Origin of the sequence: Zymomonas mobilis subsp. pomaceae ATCC 29192 (genome assembly GCF_000218875.1) — a bacterium.
Taxonomy (GTDB): Bacteria; Pseudomonadota; Alphaproteobacteria; order Sphingomonadales; family Sphingomonadaceae; genus Zymomonas; species Zymomonas pomaceae.
In genome coordinates this window covers 1938766-1964708 of record NC_015709.1, presented here as the reverse complement: position 1 = coordinate 1964708, position 25943 = coordinate 1938766, and the positions used below count along the sequence as shown (strand labels likewise).

Here is a 25943-nt window from a genome sequence, read left to right as displayed (position 1 = left end):
AGACTCCTAAATGTCATTTTGTCTGTCACCATGATAAGGAGATGAAGAGAGAGGACTTGTCTGGAGGGAACCCTTTTTTGACCGCAAAAAAGGAAAAGCACGAATTATTGACATAAAAAAATTAATAATGTCCCCTATAGTCAAGTTTATTTCATACCACAGCGCCATAATTGGAATATTAGTTTTTATTCTAATCCTGAAGAGGAAGAGCCTGTGACAAGTCGTTCGACCATTATGGATACGAACAGTTTTCGGGAAGAGCATGCTGCCGGTCTGGATGAAGCAACGCGTTCCTTAACAAAACGCCGTCAAAATCTGTTGGGAGCCTCTTACCGTCTCTTTTATCGTCGCCCTGTCCATTTGGTCCGCGGAAAAGGGGCCTATCTTTGGGATAGAGAGGGAGAAAAATATCTGGATGTTTATAATAATGTTGCCAGTATTGGACATTGTCATCCAGCCGTCATTGAAGCTGTCCAGCAACAAATGGGCAAACTGAATACCCATACCCGTTATTTGCACGAGACAATTCTTGATTATTCAGAATCCATCTTGGCAACGATGCCAGATGAGATCAATCGTGCCATGTACATGTGTACGGGTTCAGAAGCTAACGATCTGGCGATGCGTATTGCCCATGCTTGGTCAGGTGGAACCGGTATCATTGTGACACAAGAAGCGTATCATGGCACGAGCGCTTTGACATCTGGGGCCTCCCCAGCGCTAGGCAGTGGGCAGGCCCTTGCCGCTACTACTCGTCTTGTATCAGCGCCAGACCATTACCGCTTACAAGGGCAAGATGCGGGTGCATGGTTTGCGGCCGAAATGCAAAAACAAATTGATGATATGAAGGCCCATGGCATCAAATTTGCTGGATTTATGGCGGATTCTATTTTTTCATCCGATGGCGTTTTTCCCGGTGAAGCAGGATTTTTAAAACCCTCTATTGATGTTGTACATCGTAATGGCGGAATTTTCATTGCCGATGAAGTTCAGCCCGGTTTCGCGCGAACGGGTGAATCTTTTTGGGGATTCGGGCGCCATGGTTTGGTTCCTGACGTAATAACAACGGGAAAACCCATGGGCAATGGTATTCCTGTATCGGGCCTTTTTGCTCGTCAGGAGGTGATGGAAGCTTTCAGTAACCATGTCCCCTATTTCAATACATTTGGCGGAAATCCGGTTTCAATGGCGGCGGCCAGTGCCGTTCTTGATGTTATTAAAACAGAAAAACTTCAAGAGCATACGCAAAAGGTAGGAAGTCAATTGCTTGCCGAACTACGTACCTTGCAAGACAAGCATGACGCTGTTGGGGATGTTCGCGGTGCCGGTCTTTTTATCGGATTTGAATTAGTCAAAGATCGGACGACGAGAGAACCGGATAAGGCGCTAGCTTTAGATCTTATTGAGGCGCTGCGTGATGAGCATATTTTGACATCGGTTGCGGGTCCTTATGGCAATGTTTTGAAACTGCGCCCGCCTCTCGCCTTTCAATCGGGAGATATTGACTGGCTGACGGGGGCTCTTGATCGGAGTCTAACGCGTTTAGGCCATTAGTTGATCAGTTACAAATAGGAGAAAAAGGCGGTTTACTTCTGTTCAAATTTATATCGGAAGTAAGCTGCCTTTTTTCTATGATTACAAACCGATAACAGCCGGTTAGGACGTTTTGACTTCACAAAAAATATACCGAATTCAGACTATCTTTCAATCAACAAGGGGCAAAATAGTAATGCCGGTATTCAGGTCTTTTTAAGGACGGGTTCCGTTAAGTGGGTACGCTTGCTTGGGAATACGTTCTGCTGTTCACAAATTTTTGTTATCGAAACATGTTTGACCCTTGTTTTTTATGACCTTTGCAAACCCAATATCAGCACTCAAAATCCAAAAAACGATAACGAAAAATACCCAGATTAAAGGAGAAGCAGTTCTTTATTCCTTTCAGCCTTTATTCTCTCTATGAAGAAGTCATGAAAGATATGCATACCTCCTCCTCCGAGACTGAACAACATTGCGGCTTGGTAGCCATTGTCGGGGCACCAAATGCGGGTAAATCGACCTTGGTCAATGCCTTGGTCGGTCAAAAAATTGCCATTATAAGTCCAAAAGCCCAAACAACCCGTACGCGTTTAATGGGCATTGCGCTGGCAGGACAAACCCAGATTCTGTTGATTGATACACCGGGAATATTTACGCCACGCAAGCGGTTTGATCGTGCGATGGTGGCTGCTGCATGGGGCGGCGCGGAAGGTGCCGATCTTGTAGCGCTCGTTATTGACGCAACATCCGGAATAACGCGGCGCACCGAACCGCTTATAGAAGCGCTGAAAGCGCGAAGTGAACCTAAAATCGTTATCCTTAATAAAGTAGATATTACCCCCAAAGCAGAATTATTGGCCTTAGCGCAAAAGCTTTATACCGAATTAGAACCTAAAGAATTGTTCATGGTTTCGGCGACCACCGGTGACGGCATTGACGATTTACGGCAGGCTTTAGCCAATATGATGCCGGTTGGCCCATGGCATTTCCCTGAAGATCAAGTTTCAGATGTTACTGATCGCATGATGGCTGCTGAAATTACGCGTGAACAAATCTTTTTGCAGCTTCATGATGAATTACCTTATGCCGCCGCAGTCGAGACCGAAAAATATGAAGAACGGGCGGATGGCTCGGTGGCGATCTATCAACAGATTCTGATTGCCAGAGAATCCCAAAAAGCCATCGTTGTTGGCCATCACGGGGCAAGATTAAAAGAAATCGGCAGTGTAGCCCGCACAGAATTGTCAAAGCTCCTTGGTTGTAAAGTGCATCTTTTTCTTCATGTGAAGGTTAGCCCGAAATGGGATGAAGACCGTGGCCTTTACAGTGAAATCGGATTGGATTGGGTTAAATAATTTAACCTTCTTCCTTGACTATTGAAGAACAAAAATAAAAGGCCACCTTCTTTTCTAGGAACCCTATCAGGAGAATAAGCGTATGACCGCAGAAAACGGCGCAACAACGAATGGACAAGAGGGCGATCTAAAATTAACGCCTCCCACCCCCGTGCCGAATGTTGCCCCGGAAAAAGCGGATGGCCTTGTCCCTCTGAAAGATGAACAGAAAAGTCAATTAGAAGCAAAGGTTAGCGGCTTTATTGAAGATTTAGTTGCACAAAATCCTAATAGTCCTGAATTTGGGAAAAGGGTTGATTCTATTATCAATCTGGGACGCAACGAAATCAGAGTAGCCGCTACTCAATCCAACCGTTTTTTGGATCGTCCTGTTAAGGCGATGGATGGTGACGGCCATGTGGGCACCGATCTCGCGCAATTACGGCGGGTGATAGAAGACCTTGATCCCGCGCGTCAGGGTAATTTAACTGCCCCCAAAAAGCTTTTTGGTATTTTGCCTTTTGGCAACAAACTGCGTGATTATTTTGATAGCTATAAATCAGCACAATCGCATATCAGCACAATCCTTGCCCGTCTTGAAAGTGGTAAGGATGAATTACTGAAAGATAATGCGGCTATCGATGTAGAAAGGCAAACGCTCTGGGCCAGTCTGGAACGATTGGAACAAATGATTTATATGGCTAAAACGCTGGATACCCAGCTGGAAGCGAAAGCGCATGACCTTGATATTAGCGATCCGGCCAAAGCCAAAACAATCCGCGAAAGTGCCCTTTTCTATGTCCGCCAGCGGGTCACAGACCTTTTAACCCAGTTAGCGGTCAGTGTTCAGGGGTATCTGGCGCTTGATTTAGTGCGTAAAAACAATATCGAGTTGATTAAAGGCGTTGATCGGGCATCGACCACCACCGTTGCCGCGCTTAGAACCGCGGTTACTGTTGCCCAAGCGCTTACTAATCAAAAATTGGTATTGGAACAGATTAACGCTCTCAATACGACAACCGCCAATATCATTGATGCCACAGGTGAAATGCTGAAAAACCAGACGGGTGAAATCCAAAAACAGGCTGCGTCAGCGACTATTCCTTTGGATACCTTAAAACGGGCATTCAGTAATATTTATGCAACGATGGATTCTATCGATCAATATAAGGTGCAAGCACTTTCTTCGATGAAGCAGACCGTAGATGCCTTGACCGATGAGGTCGAAAAATCACGGGGCTATATTGCCCGCGCCCAAGGGGCCAGCAATGCTCAAAGCCAGACTAATGCCCAGTTAACGGATAGGATTAAACCGATAGATAGCGGCGTGCCAGCATCGACATCTAATCCCGTTTCTTCTGATCCTTTCAAACCCGTCTAAGGAGGCTTCATGGCCAGTAATCAACAGGTATTGCAAGAAGCACAGGCTGTTTTACAACGCTATCGGGCTGAAAAACTTCCTCAACAAGCCCGATTGATGGGAAGACGGCTTAAGCGTTTAGTGGCAACCGATGCGGCTATTGTCATGATAGCGTTGATTATTGGCATGGTGCATCCCTTAGGTACCTCAGGCATTATCTTAACGCTATTCGCGCTTCTTTTGGGAAGTCTCTTGGCCGTGCTTACGATTAGACCCGTGCAACCGCCCAAGGTCGAAGAATTGCAAAAACAACCGCTAAAACTTTTGCCTGATCGTACGGCAACTTGGCTATCGGCTCAAAAACCGGCGTTGCCAGCACCCGCAAGGCGTTTTGCCGATGCCATTGGGCAAAAGCTTTCTCGCTTGACGCCCGCTGTTGACAATTTACCTGAACAAAATCCTGCTGCTCTTCAAATTCGTAAGCTCGTCAGTGAAGAATTGCCGGAATTAGTACAAGGGTATGTTGACTTGCCTGAAAGCCTCAGAAAAGAGGCAAGAGAAGGTATGAAAAGTCCAGATTCCCAATTAACTGCCGGATTGGATGTTATTAATCAGGCATTAGAGAGAATTGAGCAGGATTTGGCCAGCCATGATCTTGATAAATTAGCAACACAACAACGCTTTTTAGAATTAAAATATAAAACAGATCCTCAATTATAGTTAAATATTAGATCAATTTCATTGTTACAGAGAATGAGAATAAATAATTATAAAATAGCGACTATTATTTCTCTTTTCCTTTATATTGGCTGTGATATTCTTGAAAAAAATGGCTTGTACACCTTGGGAAGGCGTATTCCGGCCTGTCCGTGACAATAATAATATCGCAGATTAACAGGGATGAAGTAATAATGCGTGTCTTATTGATAGAAGATGAGCCTACAACTGCCAAATCTATCGAACTTATTTTAAAAAAAGAAGGATTCAATGTCTATATAACGGATCTTGGAGAAGAAGGCATAGACCTTGGTAAACTCTATGATTACGATATTATTTGTCTTGATCTGAATTTACCTGACATGCATGGCTATGAAGTCTTAAAAAATCTACGCACAGCACAAGTTAAAACGCCGGTTATCATTTTATCCGGTATTGCCGAAATGGATTCCAAGGTGCGGGCGTTGGGTTTCGGAGCAGATGATTATCTGACGAAACCTTTCCATCGGGAAGAATTGGTAGCACGCATTCAAGCTGTGGTACGACGTTCTCAAGGGCATTCTCAATCTATTATCAAAACCGGTCGATTAACCGTCAATCTTGATAGCAAAACTGTCGAAGTGAATAACAAGCCCGTTCATCTTACGGGCAAAGAATATGCCATGCTGGAACTGCTTTCCTTACGGAAAGGCACAACTATCACCAAAGAAATGTTTCTTAATCATCTTTATGGCGGGATGGATGAGCCAGAACTCAAAATTATTGATGTTTTTATCTGTAAGCTTAGAAAAAAATTATTAAAAGTTTGTCCCAATGAAAACCATATCGAAACGGTATGGGGACGCGGTTATATCCTACGTGATCCTGAAGGATCAGAAGACAAAACCGCCTAGCCCCTATTTTTATTTTTCTTTTCTATCAGAAGCCTATGGCCGTGCCTTCCCGTCTGACATCTGCCCCGCCTTCATATTGATTACCGCGTTTGATAATCGCCTGAAGACCTGATTGTTCATGTTCCGTTGGCTCAAGCTTTACCCCCAAGCCCGCTAGACCTTGTGAAATTTTAGCAGGAAATGGATCAGAGAAAAAATGATCGCCATGAGCAATGAGGTTAGGTAGGGCAAGCGCTTTATCTGCTGCCATATTCCAGTCGAGTAAAGCAACGACTCCCTTTAGATTATAAGCTTGAATGGCACGGCCCCCCGGAGAGCCCAAAGCGGCAACAAATTTTCCATTTTTATCGAGAACAATAACGGGGGCCATTGTTGAACGGGGTCTTTTCCCTCCCGCTACAGCATTAGCGGCAGGTGTTTGATCAGATGACAAGGGCGAAAAAGAAAAATCAGTCAACTGATTATTCAGAAAAAAGCCTCTTACCATTCTTCCAGAACCAAAGATATTTTCTACGGTCGTTGTCATGGACAAGGCGTTGCCTTCCCTATCGACGATAACAATATGCGTTGTGCCCCCGGGCTCAACAGTTGTATCGGTTTTATAAAAAGGGGCACCCTGTGGTTCGCCATGCAAGGGCGCTTCTGGCATTGCTTTGTCGCCTATCAATTGAGCCCGCTCGCTCAAATATTGAGGATCTAGCAAACCTGCAACGGGTACTTTTACAAAATCGGGATCGCCGACATAATAATCCCGATCTGCATAAGCAAGCCGGCTAGCCTCGGCAAATTCCAACCATGCGCGAGGGTCATTGGGGCCACGATCAGCAATATCCGTATGGGCTAATAACCCCAACGCTTCCTGTAAACCGACGCCACCAGAGGGCGCATTAGGCGTGCACACGACATAGACACGATAAGGACGACATAATGCAGGGCCGGATTGGGGGCGATAATTCGCCATGTCGGCCAACGTCATGCTGCTGCCCAAGGGATTTTGATGCAGTTTATAGACTATGGCCTGAGCGATAGATCCCGTCAAAAGCGCAGAAACGCCCTCTTCCGCAATAGCCGTCAAAGTATCGGCATATTCTGGATTTTTTAAGATGTCACCCGCTTGATAACGTGTTCCATCTTTTTTGGTAAAATAGCGGGTTGCATCTTCGGTTGCGGCCTGCGGCGTAGAACCATTAATCATGCCTGCCAAACGAGGAGAAACAACAAAGCCTTGGCTTGCGAGCTGAATCGCGGGCTTAAATAAGCGCGACCATGTCAGCCGCCCATGCTCTTTTTGCGCCATAGCTAACATCGCCATCGCACCGGGAACACCCGTTGAACGGCCAGACAGTACAGCGGTTTCAAAGGGTATCGGCTTTTTATCTTCTCCTAAAAACATATCAGGCGTCGCACCCATGGGGGCCGTTTCACGACCATTATAAGCCGTTACCTTGTGGGTTTTGGCATCATAATAGGTAATAAAAGCGCCGCCTGAGATACCAGAGCTTTGCGGTTCAACCAAACCTAATACAGTCTGTATCGCGACCGCTGCATCAACAGCATTGCCACCCAATTTCAGAATGGAAATGCCCGCTTTGACCGCTAAGGGATTGGCCGCGGCTACCATAGCATGAGAAGCAAAAGCTCTTTTGGGTAAAGCCGAGAAGGCGGAGGGGGCTGTTTTTAAAGAACGAGCCTTGGAGGGTTGTGTTATAGCCTGTGGCAGACGGGCCGATAGCGCACTGCCACAAAAAAAGGTGACCGAAGTAGATAAAGTCACCAAAAACCGATACAGTCCCGAAGAACGCATTTTTTATTCTTTCTGTATCTTGAAATCTATTTTGAAAAAAAAGCTTACAAGAAAGCGATACTAACAACCACCCCCCAATAAAACATTGTTATACGATAAACATTCTTTCTTGCTTTAGTTGTAAGAGTTTGTAATTTTTGGGGTTATGATCCAATCCTTATCGCCTGCGCGCCTATTCCGTATTTTGATGTTAGGCGTTTTAACACTTCTTTCCTTACCCTTTTACGCGGCATCGGCTCATTCTGTGACAGATCAGAGCCTACATATCGAACCCCGCTTGGTAGCCGAGACCTTGACGCCACGGAGTAATAGCGTTGTTACCTTGGCATTGGTAATGTCCCCTAAAAAAGGCTGGCATGGCTATTGGAAAAACGGTGGTGATGCCGGTCAGGAAACGCAGGCGATCTGGACGCTTCCCCAAGGCGTTTCTGCGGGTATTTTGCACTATCCTGTCCCTGAAAGGATGGTGACGGCAGGGTTAATGAGCTATATTTATGCTCGGGATTATGCCGAGTTGACGGATATTAAAATTCCGGCGGGTCTGAATAAAGGTACCCCTATCCCCCTCTCGGTCAAGTTGAATTGGCTATCTTGTACTGATACGGCTTGCGTTCCAGAAACGGCTACACTTACGACCTTATTGCATATTGGGGAGGGTGCCCTTTCTTTAGAAGAGCAGCATAAATTTGACTATTGGCGGAGTGCTCTTCCTAAAGTCTCGTCGGATCAAGCCTTATTCACACAAAAACAGGATCAGCTTGTTCTTAAATTACCTTATCCCGCATCAGAAAAGATCAATATCAGCGCCAAAGGGATATGGTTTTTTCCTTATCGAGAAGGTGTTCTTGATTACACGGGCAAGCAACAAATCACCCATAAAAATAATACGCTATTTATAACCTTACCTTTATATAGCCCAAGCACGCCCCCCAAGTCTTTAGAAGGTGTTTTGCGTCTTGCGCCCGATCAGGGGATAGAGATTAAAGCTAAAAGAGCTGATTTTTATGTCCCTGAGAAATCAGAAGTCATCCTAGCCGCCAATCCAACACAGATGGAACCTTCAAAAGCCTTTATTCAGGATTTACCGAAGGCAACGCCCTTATCAAATTCTGTTTTATGGTTCTCTTTAGGCGGCGCTATTTTGGGTGGACTTATTTTAAATATTATGCCCTGTGTCTTTCCGATTTTAAGTCTGAAAGCCCTTAGCCTTGCCCGCGCCCATTCTTCTGAAAAAGCGCATCGCCTGGAAGCCTTGGCCTATACCGCCGGTGTTATATTGGTTTGTTTAGGCTTGGGCGGCGGACTTCTGATATTGCGGGCGGGGGGACATGCGGTAGGATGGGCTTTCCAACTACAATATCCGCATGTCGTCTTGGCGCTTATGATTTTAACGGGGCTTATTGGCTTCAATCTTGCGGGTTTGTTTGAATTACCAAGCTTGAATGGTGGCAGGAATACCCAGCAAGATAGTTTGTCAGGCGCCTTTGTAACTGGTGCGCTCGCTGCTTTTGTTGCCACCCCTTGCACCGGCCCTTTTATGGCAGCAGCCATGGGTATAGCCTTAATGCTGCCTCCTATTGAGGCCTTAATAATTTTTGCAGGCCTTGGTTTGGGTATTGCCTTACCCTTTTTAGCGATCGGCTTTCTGCCTTCTGTCCGTCGCTTGCTGCCTCGTCCCGGCGCATGGATGTCTGTACTTCGCCATCTTCTTTCCATTCCGATGTTTATAACGGCGCTATGGTTAGGATGGATATTAGGCCATCAAATCGGATCAGATGGCCTTATCATTGCTTTATCGGCCTTCTTAATTGCGGTCTTAGGCTTGTGGTGGACAGGAAAACGCCAAAATCACGGCAAAAATTTTAGTTTCATACCTGCTATTATTGCTCTGGTTTTTACGACATTTGTCGCCAGCTTCGCCCCAGCTGATCCTCGGCAAGAGAGAATCCCAATAGCCCATCCTGACAATCGGGATTTACCTTTTAGCCAAAACACCTTGGACAAACTTCGTCAGGATAAAAAACCGGTTTTTGTTTATCTCTCAGCAGACTGGTGCTTAAGTTGTAAAGTGAATGAGAAGATGGCGATTGATCGCCCCGCCACCCGACAAGCCTTTCAAAATCGGGGCATTACGGTGTTGCAAGGCGATTGGACAAATGGCGATCCTGAAATCACCCATTTTTTAGGCGCGTTGAACCGTTCAGGTGTGCCGCTTTATCTTTATTATCCCTCGGAAGGGACTGTTCAGATTCTACCGCAAATATTGACCCCTGCCTTGTTACAAAATTTGGGAAAATCTGAAATAAAAGCTTAGAAAAGTGGTCGTAATGGAAAGAGTATTCTATCTTTAACGGACTGTACCTTTTACCAATAATTTCGGCAGCAAGGTTAACGCCCCGATTAAGGGAAAACGGCGTTGCCATGATTTAATGATTATTTTGGTACCGGCATGACGGTTAATTTTCCATGCCAGATAATCAAGACCACCGGAAAAGGTGAAGCTGGCCTTCATCAAACGTAAAATACTTAACCATTTTCCTAAGCGCCGTCTTTTGGCCCACAGGCGTAAAGCTTGCTTACGCGTCGGAAGATTGCGACTGATATGGGCAACAACGGCTTGCGTCATACGCCGATAATATTCAGGATTACTATCAACAATAAGATCCGCTCTTCCATTAGACTTTTCAACCCGTAATTCGGCCTGATAGGTCAGACGAAAGGCTTCCCGCCAACGCGCTAGAGGATCGGCATCACCCGAGAATAAAGGGGCGGCTGTTTCCAATAAGGTCGGTGCAGCACAGGCAACAAGGGCCGTTACCGTATTAGAGGCCGCAGCATCCGCACACCAAACCAAGCGCGTAGGTTGAGCAAAACGTGCCCAGACGGAAACGGATAACGTTTTTAAGGAGACTAGCTTCCGAAAATCAGCAACACTCAAAACAGCATATTTGGCCACTAAATTTTTATAGCGAAAGAGAAATACATTCGGGGGTAAACATTCATTGGCCCATATTAACCAGCGTTTTCTATAAGCCTGCTTATAATCATCAACAATCAGATAAAAATCCAGCATCAACCCGTCTAGGTTTGTTGCCCGTAATGCAGAGCCATAAAAGAGAATCCCTCTTGCCGAAGGATGTTGCTTGGCTATGGCCGCTGCCATTTGAGAAATCTCTTCGGCAACGGGCCTATTCAATTCTTCAGCAATGATGCTTTTTAAACCATGAATATCGGTATTTTTCCATTTCATCTGTGTCATTGCTTTCAAGCGTAGCATAGTCACCTAAGAGACCACTATATCGAAAGCAATAATCTGTAAAAAAAACAATAATAAAAACGGTAATGACTTAAGAAAACAGGATCACACGGCTAGTTTTACAAAAGAAATAGGTTCGGTATGGCGCAAGGTAATGGGATGCTCGTTATCTGCATGAAAAACCTCACCATCGAGAATAAGATTTGACCTCTCCCCTGCGATCAAAATTTCATCGCCTTGCTCCAGATGAACGCCTTTAATATTTCGTTTGCCTAAACGACCAGCGATACCGGCGGCCACAGCATGGATAAGATGAAATGGATTTTGATCTACCATCATGAGCTTCATCGACCCCATATCTTGGGGTGTTTGCTGAAAAACATGTGTGCCGACCAACAATCTTTCCAAGGTAGTTACGACCAAAAGCGAAAAATTACCCTTTATTTGTCCCTGACGAATAAGCGATACCGAAATAGGGCGCGCGGAACGGGGTAAAAAAGCCAGCGGTACACGGGTAAATAAGGAAATTAATAAGGCAAAGGCTGCGATAACGTGGCTGATCCCATTGGGTAAGCCCAAGGGGTAAATGGTATCCCGACAATAGATAATCAGATCTGCAAGACCTGCGCCCCCCAAAAACATACCCAGCACAGGAGGCTTTCCGCTGTCATCCGAAAGCGCAATCAGTTCACGTTTGACAATATGATTCTTAATCTCGCCTCGTGAAATCTCCATGATTTTCTTTAAGGCTATGACGGGATCACCTTCTGCCCCTAAATCAAGGGCAATCAGATTGGTTTTACCGTTGGGTAAAACCGCAACCGGCGGCACCATATGTTTTTCGAAATATTGGCCTGTATATAGGGCAGTAAGAACCGTCTGGACGGTTCCGTCACCCCCATTAACAACCAAAACAGAAGGCCGTGTTTTAGCAATGCTTGATAACGCATCGCCTATTTGTTCAACAGCTTCCACTTCATAGTGGAATATATCACTCTCCTGAACGCAAAAATGCCTGATGTCAGGCAATTTTGCACGGTTTCCGGTAGATTGAGGATTAGAAAGCAATGCTACTGACGTCATCGCTTTACCTCGTTATTATCACTTTCTTCATCAGAAGCGGCAATAGGTTTGAAACTGAGACCCTGAACATATTTCATAATAATTGTAACATCTGAAATGCTATTTCCAACGGAGATGGTCGTCGCCTTTAAAGAAGGTTTATGCTTTAAGGCAACATCCATAAGCGACATAGAAGGATTACCTGAAAATCCGCCCCCATCATCATGGTCGATATGACCATTCTTATTAATATCATGCCGTGCCAAGACCGTATAAGCGCCGCTTTTGGCTACGGGCAGGCATATGTCAACCGAACCAGTTGCCGGGGGTTCTATTTCAACCCGTTGAACATACTGTCCTTTTTCAAAGTAGCTTTTTTCTACAGCATCATAGGCCTGAACACGCAGTAAACCGTCACGGTTTTTCAGGCCTTCTATATGGACAAGAATGGCCGGCTTGTTACTTCCCTTGTGACAGGATGATGCATAAGGCCCTAATATGGCAGCATCAGCTGCACTCATCCCTAAAACCACAGGAATGCATGCGATAAGGGCTGTCAATTTCAACATGACCTCTTTACTCCGGAAAGCTATAACCCGAAAATAACGACGCACAGTCATAAGATTCGGCGTCTCCGTAAATTCACTTTGGCGGGTGATTACGGCTAGAAGATGGTGAGGAGCGCATAAAGCTTGATAATTTTTAATGCCATTGATCGTTATCTGATCCGTCTGATTACAGTACCCTTGGTGACTACGTTGATTGTCTCTGCCATGTTAATGGTACTGGATAAGATGCTAAAACTGTTTGATTTTGTCGCTAACCAAGGGGGCCCGGTCAGTGTTGTCTGGCGTATGCTGGCCAATATGCTTCCTGAATATATGTCACTGGGTATTCCTATCGGTTTAATGTTGGGTATCTTGTTAGCGTTTCGAAAGTTAGCCCTGCAATCAGAATTGGATATCTTACGAGCGGTCGGAATAAGTTATAGCCGATTGTTGCGTATTCCCTATATTTTTGCGTTTTTCTTTGCCTTAGTCAATGTCGCAATCGTTGGCTATATCGAACCTTACTCTCATTATGCCTATGAAGATTTGCGCTATGAATTGCGTTCGGGGGCTTTAGGGGCCGCTATCAAAGTGGGAGAGTTTACGAAATTAGGGCAACATATGACGCTTCGGGTAGAGGGCAGCCAAGACAATGGGCGCAATCTAACCGGTATTTTTGGGACTAGCGAGAATCCTGATAATGGTCAAAAATTAACGATCACCGCGGATAGCGGCCGTTTTATGCCGTCTGATGATCCTAATATTATTCTGCTCAGGCTGAATCATGGATTACTGATTCATAATCGCCCCGATTTTACAACACCCCGTGTCCTTTCCTTCCAAAATCATGATCTTCCGATAAAATTACCGGCCGTTGAAAGCTTTCGCGGATGGGATGGCAATCAGCAGGAAATGACTTTAACTGAATTGGTTTATATTCTTCACCACACAAAACTGCCGGTAAAACTAAGAGCGCAATTGAGAGCTAATTTTCATTTCCGGATTGTCGAAGTCGTTACTATGTTCTTACTGCCAATGCTGGCACTTACGTTAGCTATTCCTCCCAAGCGCTCGACATCTGCCTTGGGGGTATTTTTATCTATTTTGATCATTGTTACAGACCATAAACTTAATCAATATTGTGAGGCGATTGGGGGGTTAGGTAAAATTGATCCCATTATTGTCCTTTGGACGCCTTTTTTACTGTTCGCTCTATTGGTTTGGCGGATGTATTATACATTAGCCTATGTACCGGGTGGCCAGCCTATCGGAGCCTTGGAATGGTTTTTTGCCCGCGTATCCTCGCGTATTGTCCAGTTTTTCAAAAAGTTTTCTAAAAGAAAGGTAAAGGCATGATCCGACGTATTTTTGCTTCACGTCAGATTGCGCTTTATCTGTCCAGGCTTTTTATTGTGCGCTGTTTCGCTGTTTTAGCGGCCTTGATCCTTATTCTGCAGACCTTGGATATGCTGGGAGAATCGGCAAAAATCTTGGCCTATAAAGGCAATGGTCAGGCCGAAATAATGCATTATGTTGCCTTACGTGTGCCCCAGCTTATTGCCCGATTTTTACCTTTTGCTGTTTTATTGGGCGTATTGGTTACGCTTAGTACCCTTAATCAAAACAGTGAAATTATTTCGATGAAAGCGGCCGGCATTTCGGCCCATCAAATCCTGATGCCTTTAGTGGCCAGTTGTCTGGTTATTGCCTGCTTCAGCTTTGCTTTTAATGATCGGATTGTCACCCGCGCGACGGCTGCGTTGGATGCGTGGCAGGCCGTTGATTACGGTATTCCGCCGCCGGTAGCGACCAGTGGCGTTAATATATGGGTTCGAGATGACCAGAAACTTATTCATGTGGACAATGTCCAAGGCTATGGAGATAAGACGAGGTTATCCGGTATAACCCTTTATCAACGCGATAATAATGCCTTAACTAGTATGCTTTTTGCAGATCATGCTGTTTGGACGGGCCATGGTTGGAGAATGAGTAATGTCAAATATTTTGATGTTGCAACCGATAATATTACGGCTCAACCTGATTATGATCTTAATGAAGATTTACCCCCCGAACGCTTTACCTTGGCAGAGGTAAAAGCAGAAGAAGTCGAAGCTATTCCACTCTTTCGGACGATAAAAGCGCTTGATGCGGCAGGCAGGCCCACCGATGAATTAAAAGCGGGGCTTATTCACCGTTTTTCAGGGGCGCTGGCTGTAATTTTAATGCCGCTTTTAGGATCAGTTGCAGGCTTTGGCCTCGCACGGTCCGGTCACTTGTTTCTGCGAATTGTTATTGGGATGTCGCTTGGTTTCGCCTATTTTGTAGCTGATAATTTTGCCTTGGCCATGGGTAATCTTGGAACATACCCTCCCCTATTGGCTTCATGTGCGCCTTTTGTCCTATTCTTTTTGATCGGAGAAGCTATTCTCGTTCGGACAGAAGAGTAGATCTTCATTTTAGAGAAAAGAGTGGCCGTTTTTTTTATCGAAAACTATCGATATTATCGGCGATCGCTTCTGAAATATTCTTAATTAACTGGCTAATATTTTTTATATTATCACTAGGATGATATAAATCGGCATCAAGATAAAGCGCACGGTTGATTTCTATCTGAAGGGCATGGCGCGATGATGTAGGCTTGCCATGGCGATCTAAAGTATAACCACCGGCATAAGGCTTGTTAAAAGCGACTTGAAAGCCTGATTTTTCGGCTATCTCTCCTGCTAACAGACTTATTTCCTTCTTGGTACTATGTCCATAGGCTGTGCCAATGACGATGTCAGCCGCCGCTTTATGCCTCTCTGCTTTTAAGGGGGGCATAGAATGCACATCCAACAAAACAGAAACGCCATAACGCGATTTTATATTTTCCAGATTATTTTCTATCAGATTATGCCAAGGTATATGATAATTTTGAATGCGTTCTTCCGCATCATGAAGCGCAATGGGCCGTAAATACAAACTTCCAAAACCCGCTAAATGGCTAGGAAAAAGACCTAAACCATTTCTGACTTTGGAAGAGAGTAAAACGCTTTCGCGGGCTAAAGGCGGATCAATCATAACGGGATCGATTTCATGCGGATGGCGATTTAAATCTACAACCATGCGCGCACAGGTTGCCAACAAGGCAGAGAATCCCGCGTCGACAGAATCATCCATTAAGAGATCGACAAAGCGGTCTTCAAAAATAACAAGTTGCTCCGGCTTACACCGGAGCTGACTTAATAAATTTTCAGGATAAAAACGACCGGCATGAGGTACTGTTAATAGAACAGGTTTCCTTGAAGGCCATTCTCCCATTTGGAGAATGGCTGCCATGTCTTTCACTTTCAACCAGCTTGGCATTTACGGACAAGACGGGTTTTGTCCCAACATTCAGTATTGAATGGCGGTAAAGGCAAAGAGGCCGTCGCTGGCATGGTCGGAGCTAAGACATCTCTTACAGGAACAAGACTATTCTTGAACTCCTGCATACGCTTTTCAGCCAGTAAATAAAGCTGTCCTCTGGGATGTGTTATCGCTTCAGTGGCAATAGAAGAAGCTGTATCACAAAAACTAAGCTGAGCTTGCAGGGTAGAAAAGTGATTATAGGTTTGGGTGGAATGCTGATCAAATTTAGTCTGCCAAAAACGGCCACCCGTTCGCCGGAAATATGCACCTAGCTGTGTATAGGCAACGGCCAATTCGCGTTTATGACTCGATAAAATTTGATTGTAATTTTGCGCCGATTCTAAAATAGGCGAAAATTGGCACTGTAAAGCCGCAACATTTAGACCTGCCCGTAAAGTCCATACCAGATTAGCGCGTTCTTCAGCTGCCGTTGCCCTTACAAGCGGAATAACAATAGAAGGATCATTGTCTTTAACCGGCTTACCGGAAAAATTATGGGGCGACCAAAATAAATATCCGGTAGAAGCTATGACCGGTGCAGTGCCGAGTAAGCCCGCTGAAACCAGTCCCGCCGTCAGGACAGAAGTGATCCGACGGCCGAAAGAAACGATCATAATATAAGCTCTCCCAAGAGAAAAAATTAACAACCCTTCAGCAGGCAAAACCTGCTGGGAATACGAAGGCTGAAATAAAACAAGGCTGCTTATACAGTCTGAATAACTATGCGGATTATGCCGCTTTTAAAAAACAATCTATTGATAAACGGATTGGGTTATAAAAAACAGATTTTAACATAGAATCTGCTCATTTTTTTATCCTTTTTTGAGCAGCTTCTGCTCAAGCTATGGAGATATTTTCTCTAGCAACTTTTAACCATTGGGTCAGAGATTTTTATTCTATAAATTTTATGATTTTTTTGAATACAGTAAAAATAAGCGATTAAAAATAGATTTAAATTTTTTAAGGTTTTTGATTTAGTTCAGAGTTTTTCTGTAAATCTAAAACAGAGTCTATGCTTTGCGTATTATCCTGATCTGTAAAGCTTTCACTTGCCATATCATCATTAATAGTACCAAGAGAAATATTATCGATAGCAGGCACTGGATTAGCTGTATTTTCTGATTTATTGCCGAATTTACACCCTGAAATTATCAAGGTTACGATAAAAAGATTGATAAATAAAAGGTTACAACCAGACCTCTTCAAAACTGTACTCTTACAATGGTTTATTTTCATAGCACCATCCCGAATCCCGCTTCCGTTTTTCTGGCTCAATTTGCCTCAAAAAGGCCTTATTATCCCTTAATAAGCATGGCTAATTTAGAATTAATAGCTGAATAATAAAGATTTCTATCCCCTTTGGCCCTCTTTTTAGGCAGAATGAGGATTCTGACTATGAATACAATAGATGCAAAAACCTTAAAATCGGGTCATAAATTCTGGAAAAAGTCGCATTATCTTGGACGTATGACGTTCAAAGAACTTGTAGTAGTCTATTTCCAATATTACACAATTCTGACTTATCTTATAATTTCTGCCATTATGATAGGGCTTTATCTTTGGAAACCGGCCCCTTTACTACCGACTTTATGCACGATAGGGCTTGCTACTTTCGGTTTCCCTCTCATCTGGTATATAATCCATCGCTGGGTTATGCATGGTCACTGGATGTTTAAAGTGCCCATAGTGTTTTTTTCCAAAATCTGGAAACGGATTCACTATGATCATCATTTAGATCCTGATCATCTTGAGGTTTTGTTTGGGGCGCTTTATACAACGTTGCCTTCTATTGCGTTAGCAACAGCGCTGCCAGGTTATCTTATCGGTGGCTTTGGAGGTGCCTGCATCGGGTATGCAACAGGGCTTCTTTGCACCTGTTTTTATGAGTTTTGTCATTGTGTTCAACATCTTGGCTATAAACCACGTAATAGAACCTTGGCCTTGATGAAAAAGCGGCATCTTGAGCATCATTTCCATGATGAAGAGGGTAATTTTGGTATTACTAATTTCTTTTGGGATAAATTATTCGGTAGTTATTATGTCCGTCGCGAACGCCCTAAGAAAAGTCCGACTGTTTTCAATTTAGGGTACACCCCTGAAATGGCTAAAAAATATCCGTGGGTCGCACAATATTCCGGAGGGGAAGTTTTATGTAGCCCGAAAGAAAGAGATCGTTATAAAAGTTCTTTTGACGAGGTCGATAAGATACAGGATATCCGCTGAATTAAAAATATTTCATGCTGTTACGTCATCTGTATTCATGACAGATGGCGTTTGTTGTTTCCTGAATGCTTTTCACTTTAGACAGTAAGTTTCTCTCTTTGCCTTAGAAACTATGGTTTATGGCAGTAAATGAAGAGGCCAATATCTATCCATGGCTGACCTGAAAATATATCCCATTGGTACAACACAAAGCCGCAATCTCAATCGTTTTATTGAAGTCGCCTACGAGCTCAATCGTCATAATGAAAATTGGATCGCGCCTTTAAGAAGTGAATTAAGAGAGCAGCTGAACAGCCAAAAAAATCCATGGTTTGAACATGCTGAAGCCGAATATTTTTTAGCTGAACGAGATGGAAAGCTCGTGGGCAGAATATCTGCCCATATCGAAAAACTGACTCAAAAAACACCTCCCGAACAAGGGGGCGGAGTTGATGTCGGTATGTGGGGCATGTTTGAAGCGACAGATCAAGAGGTCGCCGATGCGCTTTTGAAAACAGCTGAAAATTGGCATCGAAACCGAGGGATAAAAAAAATAGTCGGCCCCATCAGTCTTTCGATATGGGAAGAACCGGGCTTGTTGATCAAAGGCCACGATCATCCTCCAACGATTATGATGGGTCATCAACGGGCTGATTATCGGGCATGGATTGAGGCAGAGGGTCACAAAGGTATTAAAGACCTTTTTACCTATGAATTAGATATAACCAAGCCTTTCCCCCCCCTCATTCAGAAGATTGTGGCATCGGGAGAAAAAAATGCCCGCATTAAAATTCGTAAGGTTAATAAAAATAACTTTATGAAAGAGGCCAGGCTCCTGATGGACATCCTCAATGATGCATGGTCTAAAAATTGGGGCTATGTTCCGTTGACGGATAAGGAAATCGAACATGCACGCCATAATCTAGAACCTATCGTTTTTGAAGATCTGATTATGGTTGCAGAGGTTGATGGCGAGCCGGCAGCCTTTATGATGACGTTGCCTGATGTGAATGAAAAACTGGCTGAATTTAAAGGCAAGCTATTCCCGTTTAACTGGATAAAAATGCTTTGGTGGTTAAGAAAACCACGCGTTAGAACTATGCGTGTCCCGTTAATGGGGGTTAGAAAGAAATTTCAAACTTCACGCATCGCTAGCCAAGTTGCTTTTATGATGATTGAATATATCCGCCGTAATTCTGTCGCTAATTATGGGGCAAGCCGGGGTGAAATCGGTTGGATTCTTGATGATAATCAAGGTATGCGCTCTATAGCTACCGCTATTCATAGCGATATTAATCGTATTTACCGTATATATAGTAAAAATATTTAAGATATATTCTCTCTTTATTATAGATGTTCCGATAATTTTAATAAAGAGAGAAGATTATAATTACTCTATTTAGTCTCGCAAACGCAGCCATACGGGCACATGGTCACTAGATTTTTCTAATCCCCGCATAGTACGATCTATGCCAACATCCATTAAGCGATCAGCAATCGCAGGGCTTATTAATAAATGATCAATGCGCATACCGTGATCCTTTGGCCAACTGCGTCCCTGATAGTCCCAAAAACTATAAAGTGGCTCGTTCGGATAACGGGCCCGAATGGCATCCGTCCAACCCATTGCCAATAATTCTCGCCAGAAAAACCGGCTTTCTGGTGAGATAAGAGCATTCCCTTCTAATTCAGAAGCATCCCGAATGTCTTTGAAATCAGAAGAAGGCACAACATTGTAATCCCCTGCTAGAATAACAGGCTTTTCACTATTCCATAGAGTTTGGGCATGCGTGACAAAAGCTTTGAACCACGCAAGCTTGTAGTCATATTTAGGACTAGGAAGAGGATTACCGTTAGGGAGATAAAGGCTTACAATAATAATACCGTTAACTTCTGCTTCCAAATAACGGCATTGGAGGGGATCGGGGTCATTCGGTAGTTGATTTCGGATTAACTGCGGAATCGCTTTCTTGGTAAGGATAGTCACGCCATTAAAAGATTTTTGCCCATGGAAAAGGCAGTTATATCCTATTGCTTCGATTTCCTCTCTTGGGAATCGATCTTCTGCCGCTTTAATTTCCTGTAAACAGACAATATCAGGCTGAAACTTTACCAGCCATTCGGTTAATCGGGGAAGACGCGCATTGATGCCGTTAACATTAAAACTGGCAACTGTTAGCATTAGATAGAAAAGCTCGACCCACATCCACAGCCGGAGACAGCATTGGGATTTTCAATCTGAAAAGCAGAGCCGTTAAGCGATTTAATGAAGTTAACCGTGGAACCTGCTAACAAATCCAAACTGACCGGATCGATAATCAGTGTCGCTTCACCTTCATGAATCTGGCAGTCTTCTGCTTCTATGTGATCAGCCAAACTATATTGGTAACGAAAACCAGAACAGCCCCCACCTTCGACTGAAAGGCGCAAAATAGCAGGTTTATTTTGCTGTCGGGCAATATCAGTTACGCGTTCAGCCGCTGATGCGCTGAATATTACGGCAGGTTTTTCTGATAAGCTGTTTTCCATAATTTATAAATAAGCTACCTTGGTAAACAAACAAGACATTAATCTTTCTTAGAAAGATCGAATTTCCAATTAGATCAAGACAGATTTACGAATGATGCTTGTGGCGCACTTTAACATCCCGAATATCTTTTTCTGGCCCACCCTGTGCGCCTGAAGATACATTTTCAAGCATAGCCATATGATAGGAATCCACAGCAAGGAAAGGTACCGGATTAACCGCTTCACCCTGAATTCGGACTTCGTAATGAAGATGGCTGCCGGTCGAGCGTCCGGATGAGCCCATCAGCCCGATCAAATCACCACGCTTAATCGTCTGCCCTTCACTCACTAAAATTCGGGAAAGATGGCCATAGCGTGTTTGAATAGTGTGCCCATGGTCGATTTCAATAAGATTTCCGTAGCCTGATGCCTGCCCTGCCCGATCGACAACCCCATCAGCGCTGGCATATACGGGCGTTCCATAAGGCGCAGCCATATCAATACCGGTATGCATAGCCGCATGGCGACGGAAAGGATCGGCGCGCACCCCAAAAGGACTAGTCAAAGCAAAGCGAGACCCAAGTGGCGTAGAAGACGGTACCACCGCAGCTTGATTATTAATCTCGGTATCATCGGCCTTTGCCCATGAAACGAACAGATTATGATATTGTTTGTCGCCATGACTGGGTGTTTCAGCAATAGCCGGTACAGTTGAGGTTGTGGGATCAATCGCTATAGGCTGAAAGCCATAAGATCTATGGGGTAGTACGAAATGAGCCATTTTATAATGGGAAGCTGTATGATGCATTTCATAGCGTGCAGAAGAAAAATGGCTATTTCTGGAATATATTTTACTGAACTGGGTAGGATGCGCGACGGTGTGGAAAGTTGGTGTCTTTACGTGAGCACTCACTAAATGACCTGCCCCATGGTGAGCAGTCGCAGTGTGAGCGGTAACGGCATGAGTCGTATGAGAGGTATTCGATTTTGCCCCGCCGGCATGTTTAGAGGCTAAGGCTGGCGTCGAAACCATAACCGCGAGTAAACTCAACTTAAACCAAAAAGAATTACTTTTACGGTTTATGATTTTATTATCCGAATATACGACATTCGCCGCATTATTATCCCGCACAACAGACGCCTTGACGATCATTACCTTCTCCAGTTAGAGCCTTTTCTTGATACTAAGAAACAGAAATTCGGCAAGAGGCGAAGGGCGGTTATACGTTGAACAGAAAGGCTTCTGCGTCCAAATCACGCTAGCTCTTAAAATTTTGGCTAACGGAGTCTATTTTTAGAATTAATTACAAAAAAAACGATCATTTCTTTGTCATTTAAATGATCGCTTTATAACTTTTGAGAAAATTAAGAAGGGTATTATATTACTATAAATATTTTAATGGCCGTGACTAAGCTCGTTTACTTCATCCATAATCATATCAAGGGCAGAACGTTGCGAGTCCTGTTTTGAATTATGACGCGTTGATAAAGTTTCGCCTTCTACTAATTTTTCTAAAGCTGCCCGGCCTCTTGCCACACGACTTTTGATAGTGCCAACAGCACAATCACAAATTTCGGCCGCTTCTTCATAGGAAAAACCACCTGCACCAATCAGGATAAGCGCTTCTCTTTGGGAAGTGGGCAAATGACCTAAGGCGCGCTGGATGTCACCCAGCGCAATATTTTGATCTTGTCCCGCCTGAACGACCAACTGCTTGGCAGCCGCTTCTTCATTCCATTCACTTCGGAAACGGGCGCGGCGCATTTGAGAAAGAAACAAATTACGTAGAATAATGAATGTCCATGCCCGCATGCTTGTACCCGCCTGAAAGCGAACACGTGCAGCCCATGCTTTTAATAAAGTTTCCTGAACTAAATCATCAGCAGTCTCACGATTGCCGGACAGCGAACGCCCAAAGGCGCGTAGATGCGGAATAACTTCAGCAAGTTGAAGACGAAAGTCCTCATCTGACAAAGAGATGTGCTCAGGAACAATAGCGGCGTCAGTGCCTGTTTTCTGAGAATTCACCTCTCCCTTTGCCACTTTATTTGAAACATTTTCCGGAGAATTTTTTTCTTCCTCATGATTTTTGATCATGTTTTTACTCCGTCGCAGCGTTCAGATACAGGCCTGTGGATATAGATTTTCAAATAATTCCTATTTGGTTTATCTCTATTTCAAAGCGCATTTTAAATACTAAGCTGCTAGACTCAAAGGATTACAAAATAAAGCCTGCGCAATAGTAGCCTTAATGGTGTCAACTTGAAATGGCTTCGTAATTAAAAAGGTCGGCTCTGGACGTTCTCCCGTTAACAATCGTTCCGGGAAGGCGGTAATAAAAATGACGGGGACATTGATTTCTTTTAGAATGTCCTGCACCGCATCAATACCCGAACTGTCATCGGCTAACTGAATATCGGACAAGATCAATCCCGGTGGGTTGGTTTTTGCTAGTGAAACGGCCTCATCACGGGTAGTGGCCACACCAACAATATCATGCCCTAAATCATGGACTATCGTTTCAATATCAAAGGCGATGATAGGTTCATCTTCTACAATCAAGACACGGCAGTGAATCTGACGGTCAATCTCGGCGATGGCTTCTTCTAGCCATTGATTGATCTGAGATTCGGAAACCCCAATAAGATAGGCCGCTTCTTTGGAAGAGAAACCCTCCATTGCCGTCAGTAACAAGGCCTGACGTGGACGAGGTGTAATGGGGGATAAGCGATCAAAAGCGATACTTGCCTTACCTTCTTCTGCATTAGAAGCAGAGGTTTCCGTGCGTTGCTGCCATAGACGATGAAAAACCGTATAAAGGCCAAGACGTGGATCAACATCTGTAGGGAAGGCTTCGGGTGCCGCAATAATGGTTTCCAATGTGGATCGTACCAACCGATCGCCTGCGATTTGATCACCAGAAAGAGCGCGCGCATAGCGGCGAAGTAAAGGCAGATATGGCGCTATTTGCTGTCCCAGCGGCATAAAGATAAATACTCCTGCAAAATAAAGACTAAAATTCTGTATCCTTGAAAGTGATAAATAAATATTAAATAATAGCTATATCACTACTCAGGAACAGCAACAGCTGACGAATCGTTATTTCAAACTTAGCAAAAATGCACCGCCCTGTTGAGGATTATAAAATTCATATGGTCCTGAAAAAAGGGCATTTTGTTCAATTTCTGAATTTCAGAAAATTACTTGAGCAAAAATATCCATTATGAATTTTTTATAAAATGGATGATTCCTTCTGCTAGAGTGGGTTGCATCACTGCGCTCATATGATCCCCTAGGATCAATAAAGCCTCTGCTTGGGGCAAAGTTTGTACTAAATCCGCAGCAGATCCGTTAAAATAGTCTTTATTGCCTGTTATCACCAATGTTTTAATCAGTAATGATGTTAACATACGCTTTTCTACCGAAGATTGGCTACTTAATAAATATAACATAGCTTGGTTATTGCAGCCACTTTGATAGAAAAAATTCTGAATAAAACGTTCAATCGATCCCACCGGAAATTTATTATCGGGGACTATAGCATTTTGAAAAAGATCAAGATTTTGGGTCGCCGTAGTCAGGCCCTCGAGTCCCATTCCGGCTAATATAAGTTTTTCAGGCTGTAATCCCTTGAGGCAAAGATGGGTTGCGATACGGGCCCCCAGCGAATAGCCCCCTAGAGCAAAGGATTTCAATTCTAAGGCCGCTATAAAATCGGCATTGTCCCGTATCAGAATATCTTTTGGCCAGTCCTTATCCGATTTTGCACGGTCACTTTTACCATGGCCTCTTAAATCGGGCATGATTACCCGAAAGCCTGCCTGCGCTAAAAGATCGGCATGTCCGGGACGAATCCAGTTCATGAAGGCCGATGAAAAAAGCCCATGTAATAGAATAATGGGATACCCTTTTCCGATTTCATACCAAGCTAATTGAATACCGTCCTGTGTCGTGAAAGAGGTGGTTGTAACCTGATCGGGCATCAATTTTATATCCTGTCCCTTTATGGCTGGTTCCAGAATCTTGGCGTTACCCTTTTATGGCTTTTTCAAAATGAAGAGAAGCTGAAGGCGTTTTCTGGAAGGGAGAGCTGATTTTTGAAAAAATTTGACATAAAGTAGGTATAAAAAAACGGACTACCCCACTGTGGATAATCCGTTTTTTAATATTATAAAAGATGTCAATTATAGATTCTAAATATCTATAATATTAACCTTTTTTTAGCTGACGGCGGCCGAGTAATTCTGCAATCTGAACCGCATTTAAGGCAGCACCCTTACGAAGGTTATCCGAGACTACCCAGATTACCAGACCATTTTCAACCGTCGGATCTTCACGAATACGGCTGATATAAGTCGCAAAATCACCTACGGCTTCAACCGGTGTGATATAGCCCCCATCTTCGCGCTTATCGACGACCATGATACCGGGCGCTTCTCTCAGAATTTCGCGGGCTTGATCAGCGGTTAATTCATTCTCGAATTCAATATTAACGGCTTCGGCATGGCTGACAAAAACAGGCACCCGCGCACAAGTGGCGACCAATTTGATTTTAGGATCGAGAATCTTTTTGGTTTCAACCACCATCTTCCATTCTTCCTTGGTGAAACCATCATCAAGGAAAACATCGATATGCGGAATAATATTAAAAGCAATTTGCTTGGTAAACTTTTTCGGCTCGATAGGATCGCCGACAAAGATCGCGCGACTCTGTTCAAACAATTCATCCATACCGGCCTTACCGGCACCCGATACGGACTGATAGGTTGTTACAACGACACGCTTGATTTTTGCTGCATCATGCAATGGCTTTAGGGCAACAACCAACTGTGCAGTAGAACAGTTCGGGTTAGCGATGATATTCTTTTTCTTATACTGATCAATCGCTTCAGGATTCACTTCTGGCACGATCAATGGTACGTCCGGATCCATCCGGAAAAGAGAAGAGTTATCGATTACGGTACAGCCAGCTTTTGCCGCGATCGGTGCATATTTTTTTGTCGCTTCAGATCCCACGGCGAACAAAGCTATATCCCAGCCCGTCCAATCAAAATTTTCGATATTCTGAACTTTTAACACCTTACCGGACTCACCGAATTCAATCGGCGTTCCTTGACTGCGTGCTGATGCTAAAACAGCAATATCATCAATCGGAAATTCACGCTCGGACAGGATCGCCAACATTTCGCGTCCGACATTACCGGTAGCGCCTGCGACTACGACCCGATACCCCATTAATATTCTCCATTTACACTCGATCAGTCTTAATCTGATCTGGACGATCACCCTTTATATTATTTTATCAAGGATGGAATTACTGATATCAAAAAAA

General features: G+C 44.0%; 24 protein-coding genes. 10 read left to right on the top strand and 14 right to left on the bottom strand.

Annotated features, from left to right (window positions below):
• The first annotated feature begins 213 nt into the window (after window positions 1-213).
• The 5 genes from ZYMOP_RS08720 to ctrA all read left to right on the top strand — a co-directional run bounded on the left by ZYMOP_RS08720 (window position 214) and on the right by ctrA (window position 5840).
• Entirely contained in the window at window positions 214-1554 is a 1341-nt protein-coding gene (locus ZYMOP_RS08720) for an aspartate aminotransferase family protein (protein WP_013934958.1), read from the top strand.
• A 413-nt stretch (window positions 1555-1967) separates the two neighbouring features.
• Window positions 1968-2891, top strand: a complete 924-nt coding sequence (gene era, locus ZYMOP_RS08715) for a GTPase Era (protein ID WP_013934957.1) — start codon at window positions 1968-1970, stop codon at window positions 2889-2891.
• Between the two features lie 82 nt (window positions 2892-2973).
• A complete protein-coding gene (locus ZYMOP_RS08710; protein ID WP_013934956.1) occupies window positions 2974-4251 on the top strand; it encodes a toxic anion resistance protein in 1278 nt (425 codons plus the stop codon).
• 9 nt (window positions 4252-4260) lie between these two features.
• Entirely contained in the window at window positions 4261-4950 is a 690-nt protein-coding gene (locus tag ZYMOP_RS08705; protein ID WP_013934955.1) for a hypothetical protein, read from the top strand.
• Between the two features lie 191 nt (window positions 4951-5141).
• Window positions 5142-5840, top strand: a complete 699-nt coding sequence (ctrA, locus tag ZYMOP_RS08700; RefSeq protein ID WP_013934954.1) for a response regulator transcription factor CtrA — start codon at window positions 5142-5144, stop codon at window positions 5838-5840.
• 25 nt (window positions 5841-5865) lie between these two features.
• Here the strand turns inward: ctrA and ggt are convergent, their stop codons facing one another.
• Window positions 5866-7644: a gamma-glutamyltransferase gene (ggt, locus tag ZYMOP_RS08695; RefSeq protein ID WP_013934953.1), complete on the bottom strand. Its 1779-nt coding sequence runs from the start codon at window positions 7642-7644 to the stop codon at window positions 5866-5868.
• A 145-nt stretch (window positions 7645-7789) separates the two neighbouring features.
• Between ggt and ZYMOP_RS08690 the strand changes: the two genes are divergently transcribed.
• Window positions 7790-9958: a protein-disulfide reductase DsbD family protein gene (locus ZYMOP_RS08690; protein WP_013934952.1), complete on the top strand. Its 2169-nt coding sequence runs from the start codon at window positions 7790-7792 to the stop codon at window positions 9956-9958.
• Between the two features lie 33 nt (window positions 9959-9991).
• On the opposite strand, the gene ZYMOP_RS08685 is transcribed toward ZYMOP_RS08690, so the two are convergent.
• The 3 genes from ZYMOP_RS08685 to ZYMOP_RS08675 form a co-directional block, all read right to left on the bottom strand.
• Entirely contained in the window at window positions 9992-10894 is a 903-nt protein-coding gene (locus tag ZYMOP_RS08685) for a hypothetical protein (protein WP_041581813.1), read from the bottom strand.
• Between the two features lie 111 nt (window positions 10895-11005).
• The gene (locus ZYMOP_RS08680; protein ID WP_013934950.1) at window positions 11006-11983 is read right to left on the bottom strand and encodes a diacylglycerol/lipid kinase family protein; all 978 of its coding nucleotides are present in this window, start codon (window positions 11981-11983) and stop codon (window positions 11006-11008) included.
• Entirely contained in the window at window positions 11980-12582 is a 603-nt protein-coding gene (locus ZYMOP_RS08675; RefSeq protein WP_013934949.1) for a DUF2141 domain-containing protein, read from the bottom strand. Before ZYMOP_RS08675 ends, ZYMOP_RS08680 begins: the two co-directional genes overlap by 4 nt.
• 72 nt (window positions 12583-12654) lie before the next feature.
• Here ZYMOP_RS08675 and lptF point away from each other — a divergent pair, with 72 nt between their 5' ends.
• Both lptF and lptG read left to right on the top strand, forming a co-directional pair.
• The gene (gene lptF, locus ZYMOP_RS08670) at window positions 12655-13866 is read left to right on the top strand and encodes an LPS export ABC transporter permease LptF (RefSeq protein WP_013934948.1); all 1212 of its coding nucleotides are present in this window, start codon (window positions 12655-12657) and stop codon (window positions 13864-13866) included.
• The gene (lptG, locus tag ZYMOP_RS08665) at window positions 13863-14957 is read left to right on the top strand and encodes an LPS export ABC transporter permease LptG (protein ID WP_013934947.1); all 1095 of its coding nucleotides are present in this window, start codon (window positions 13863-13865) and stop codon (window positions 14955-14957) included. Before lptF ends, lptG begins: the two co-directional genes overlap by 4 nt.
• A gap of 34 nt (window positions 14958-14991) precedes the next feature.
• On the opposite strand, the gene ZYMOP_RS08660 is transcribed toward lptG, so the two are convergent.
• The 3 genes from ZYMOP_RS08660 to ZYMOP_RS08650 all read right to left on the bottom strand — a co-directional run bounded on the left by ZYMOP_RS08660 (window position 14992) and on the right by ZYMOP_RS08650 (window position 17136).
• Window positions 14992-15828: an N-formylglutamate amidohydrolase gene (locus ZYMOP_RS08660; protein WP_252507421.1), complete on the bottom strand. Its 837-nt coding sequence runs from the start codon at window positions 15826-15828 to the stop codon at window positions 14992-14994.
• An 11-nt stretch (window positions 15829-15839) separates the two neighbouring features.
• Complete coding sequence (locus ZYMOP_RS08655) at window positions 15840-16514, bottom strand: hypothetical protein (protein ID WP_013934945.1); 675 nt, start codon at window positions 16512-16514, stop codon at window positions 15840-15842.
• A gap of 346 nt (window positions 16515-16860) precedes the next feature.
• On the bottom strand, window positions 16861-17136 hold the full coding sequence (locus ZYMOP_RS08650; RefSeq protein ID WP_013934944.1) for a hypothetical protein: 276 nt from the start codon (window positions 17134-17136) through the stop codon (window positions 16861-16863).
• Window positions 17137-17295: 159 nt separating this feature from the next.
• On the opposite strand from ZYMOP_RS08650, the gene ZYMOP_RS08645 reads away from it, so the two are divergent.
• A complete protein-coding gene (locus ZYMOP_RS08645) occupies window positions 17296-18123 on the top strand; it encodes a sterol desaturase family protein (RefSeq protein WP_013934943.1) in 828 nt (275 codons plus the stop codon).
• A gap of 151 nt (window positions 18124-18274) precedes the next feature.
• Window positions 18275-19432 carry a GNAT family N-acetyltransferase gene (locus tag ZYMOP_RS08640; RefSeq protein WP_013934942.1) on the top strand — a complete coding sequence of 386 codons (1158 nt, stop codon included), beginning with the start codon at window positions 18275-18277 and terminating at the stop codon, window positions 19430-19432.
• Window positions 19433-19501: 69 nt separating this feature from the next.
• Here the strand turns inward: ZYMOP_RS08640 and xth are convergent, their stop codons facing one another.
• The 7 genes from xth to ZYMOP_RS08605 all read right to left on the bottom strand — a co-directional run bounded on the left by xth (window position 19502) and on the right by ZYMOP_RS08605 (window position 25846).
• A complete protein-coding gene (xth, locus tag ZYMOP_RS08635) occupies window positions 19502-20284 on the bottom strand; it encodes an exodeoxyribonuclease III (RefSeq protein ID WP_013934941.1) in 783 nt (260 codons plus the stop codon).
• On the bottom strand, window positions 20284-20631 hold the full coding sequence (locus tag ZYMOP_RS08630) for a HesB/IscA family protein (protein ID WP_013934940.1): 348 nt from the start codon (window positions 20629-20631) through the stop codon (window positions 20284-20286). Before ZYMOP_RS08630 ends, xth begins: the two co-directional genes overlap by 1 nt.
• Window positions 20632-20716: 85 nt before the next feature.
• Window positions 20717-21763, bottom strand: coding sequence for a M23 family metallopeptidase (locus tag ZYMOP_RS08625; RefSeq protein ID WP_013934939.1), 1047 nt, complete (start codon window positions 21761-21763; stop codon window positions 20717-20719).
• A 243-nt stretch (window positions 21764-22006) separates the two neighbouring features.
• Window positions 22007-22708, bottom strand: coding sequence for a sigma-70 family RNA polymerase sigma factor (locus ZYMOP_RS08620; RefSeq protein ID WP_013934938.1), 702 nt, complete (start codon window positions 22706-22708; stop codon window positions 22007-22009).
• A 99-nt stretch (window positions 22709-22807) separates the two neighbouring features.
• A complete protein-coding gene (locus tag ZYMOP_RS08615) occupies window positions 22808-23596 on the bottom strand; it encodes a response regulator (RefSeq protein ID WP_013934937.1) in 789 nt (262 codons plus the stop codon).
• A 236-nt stretch (window positions 23597-23832) separates the two neighbouring features.
• Window positions 23833-24594 carry an alpha/beta fold hydrolase gene (locus ZYMOP_RS08610; protein ID WP_013934936.1) on the bottom strand — a complete coding sequence of 254 codons (762 nt, stop codon included), beginning with the start codon at window positions 24592-24594 and terminating at the stop codon, window positions 23833-23835.
• Between the two features lie 226 nt (window positions 24595-24820).
• Window positions 24821-25846 (bottom strand): aspartate-semialdehyde dehydrogenase, encoded by a 1026-nt coding sequence (locus ZYMOP_RS08605; protein ID WP_013934935.1) that lies wholly within the window; start codon window positions 25844-25846, stop codon window positions 24821-24823.
• Between the last annotated feature and the right edge of the window lie 97 nt (window positions 25847-25943).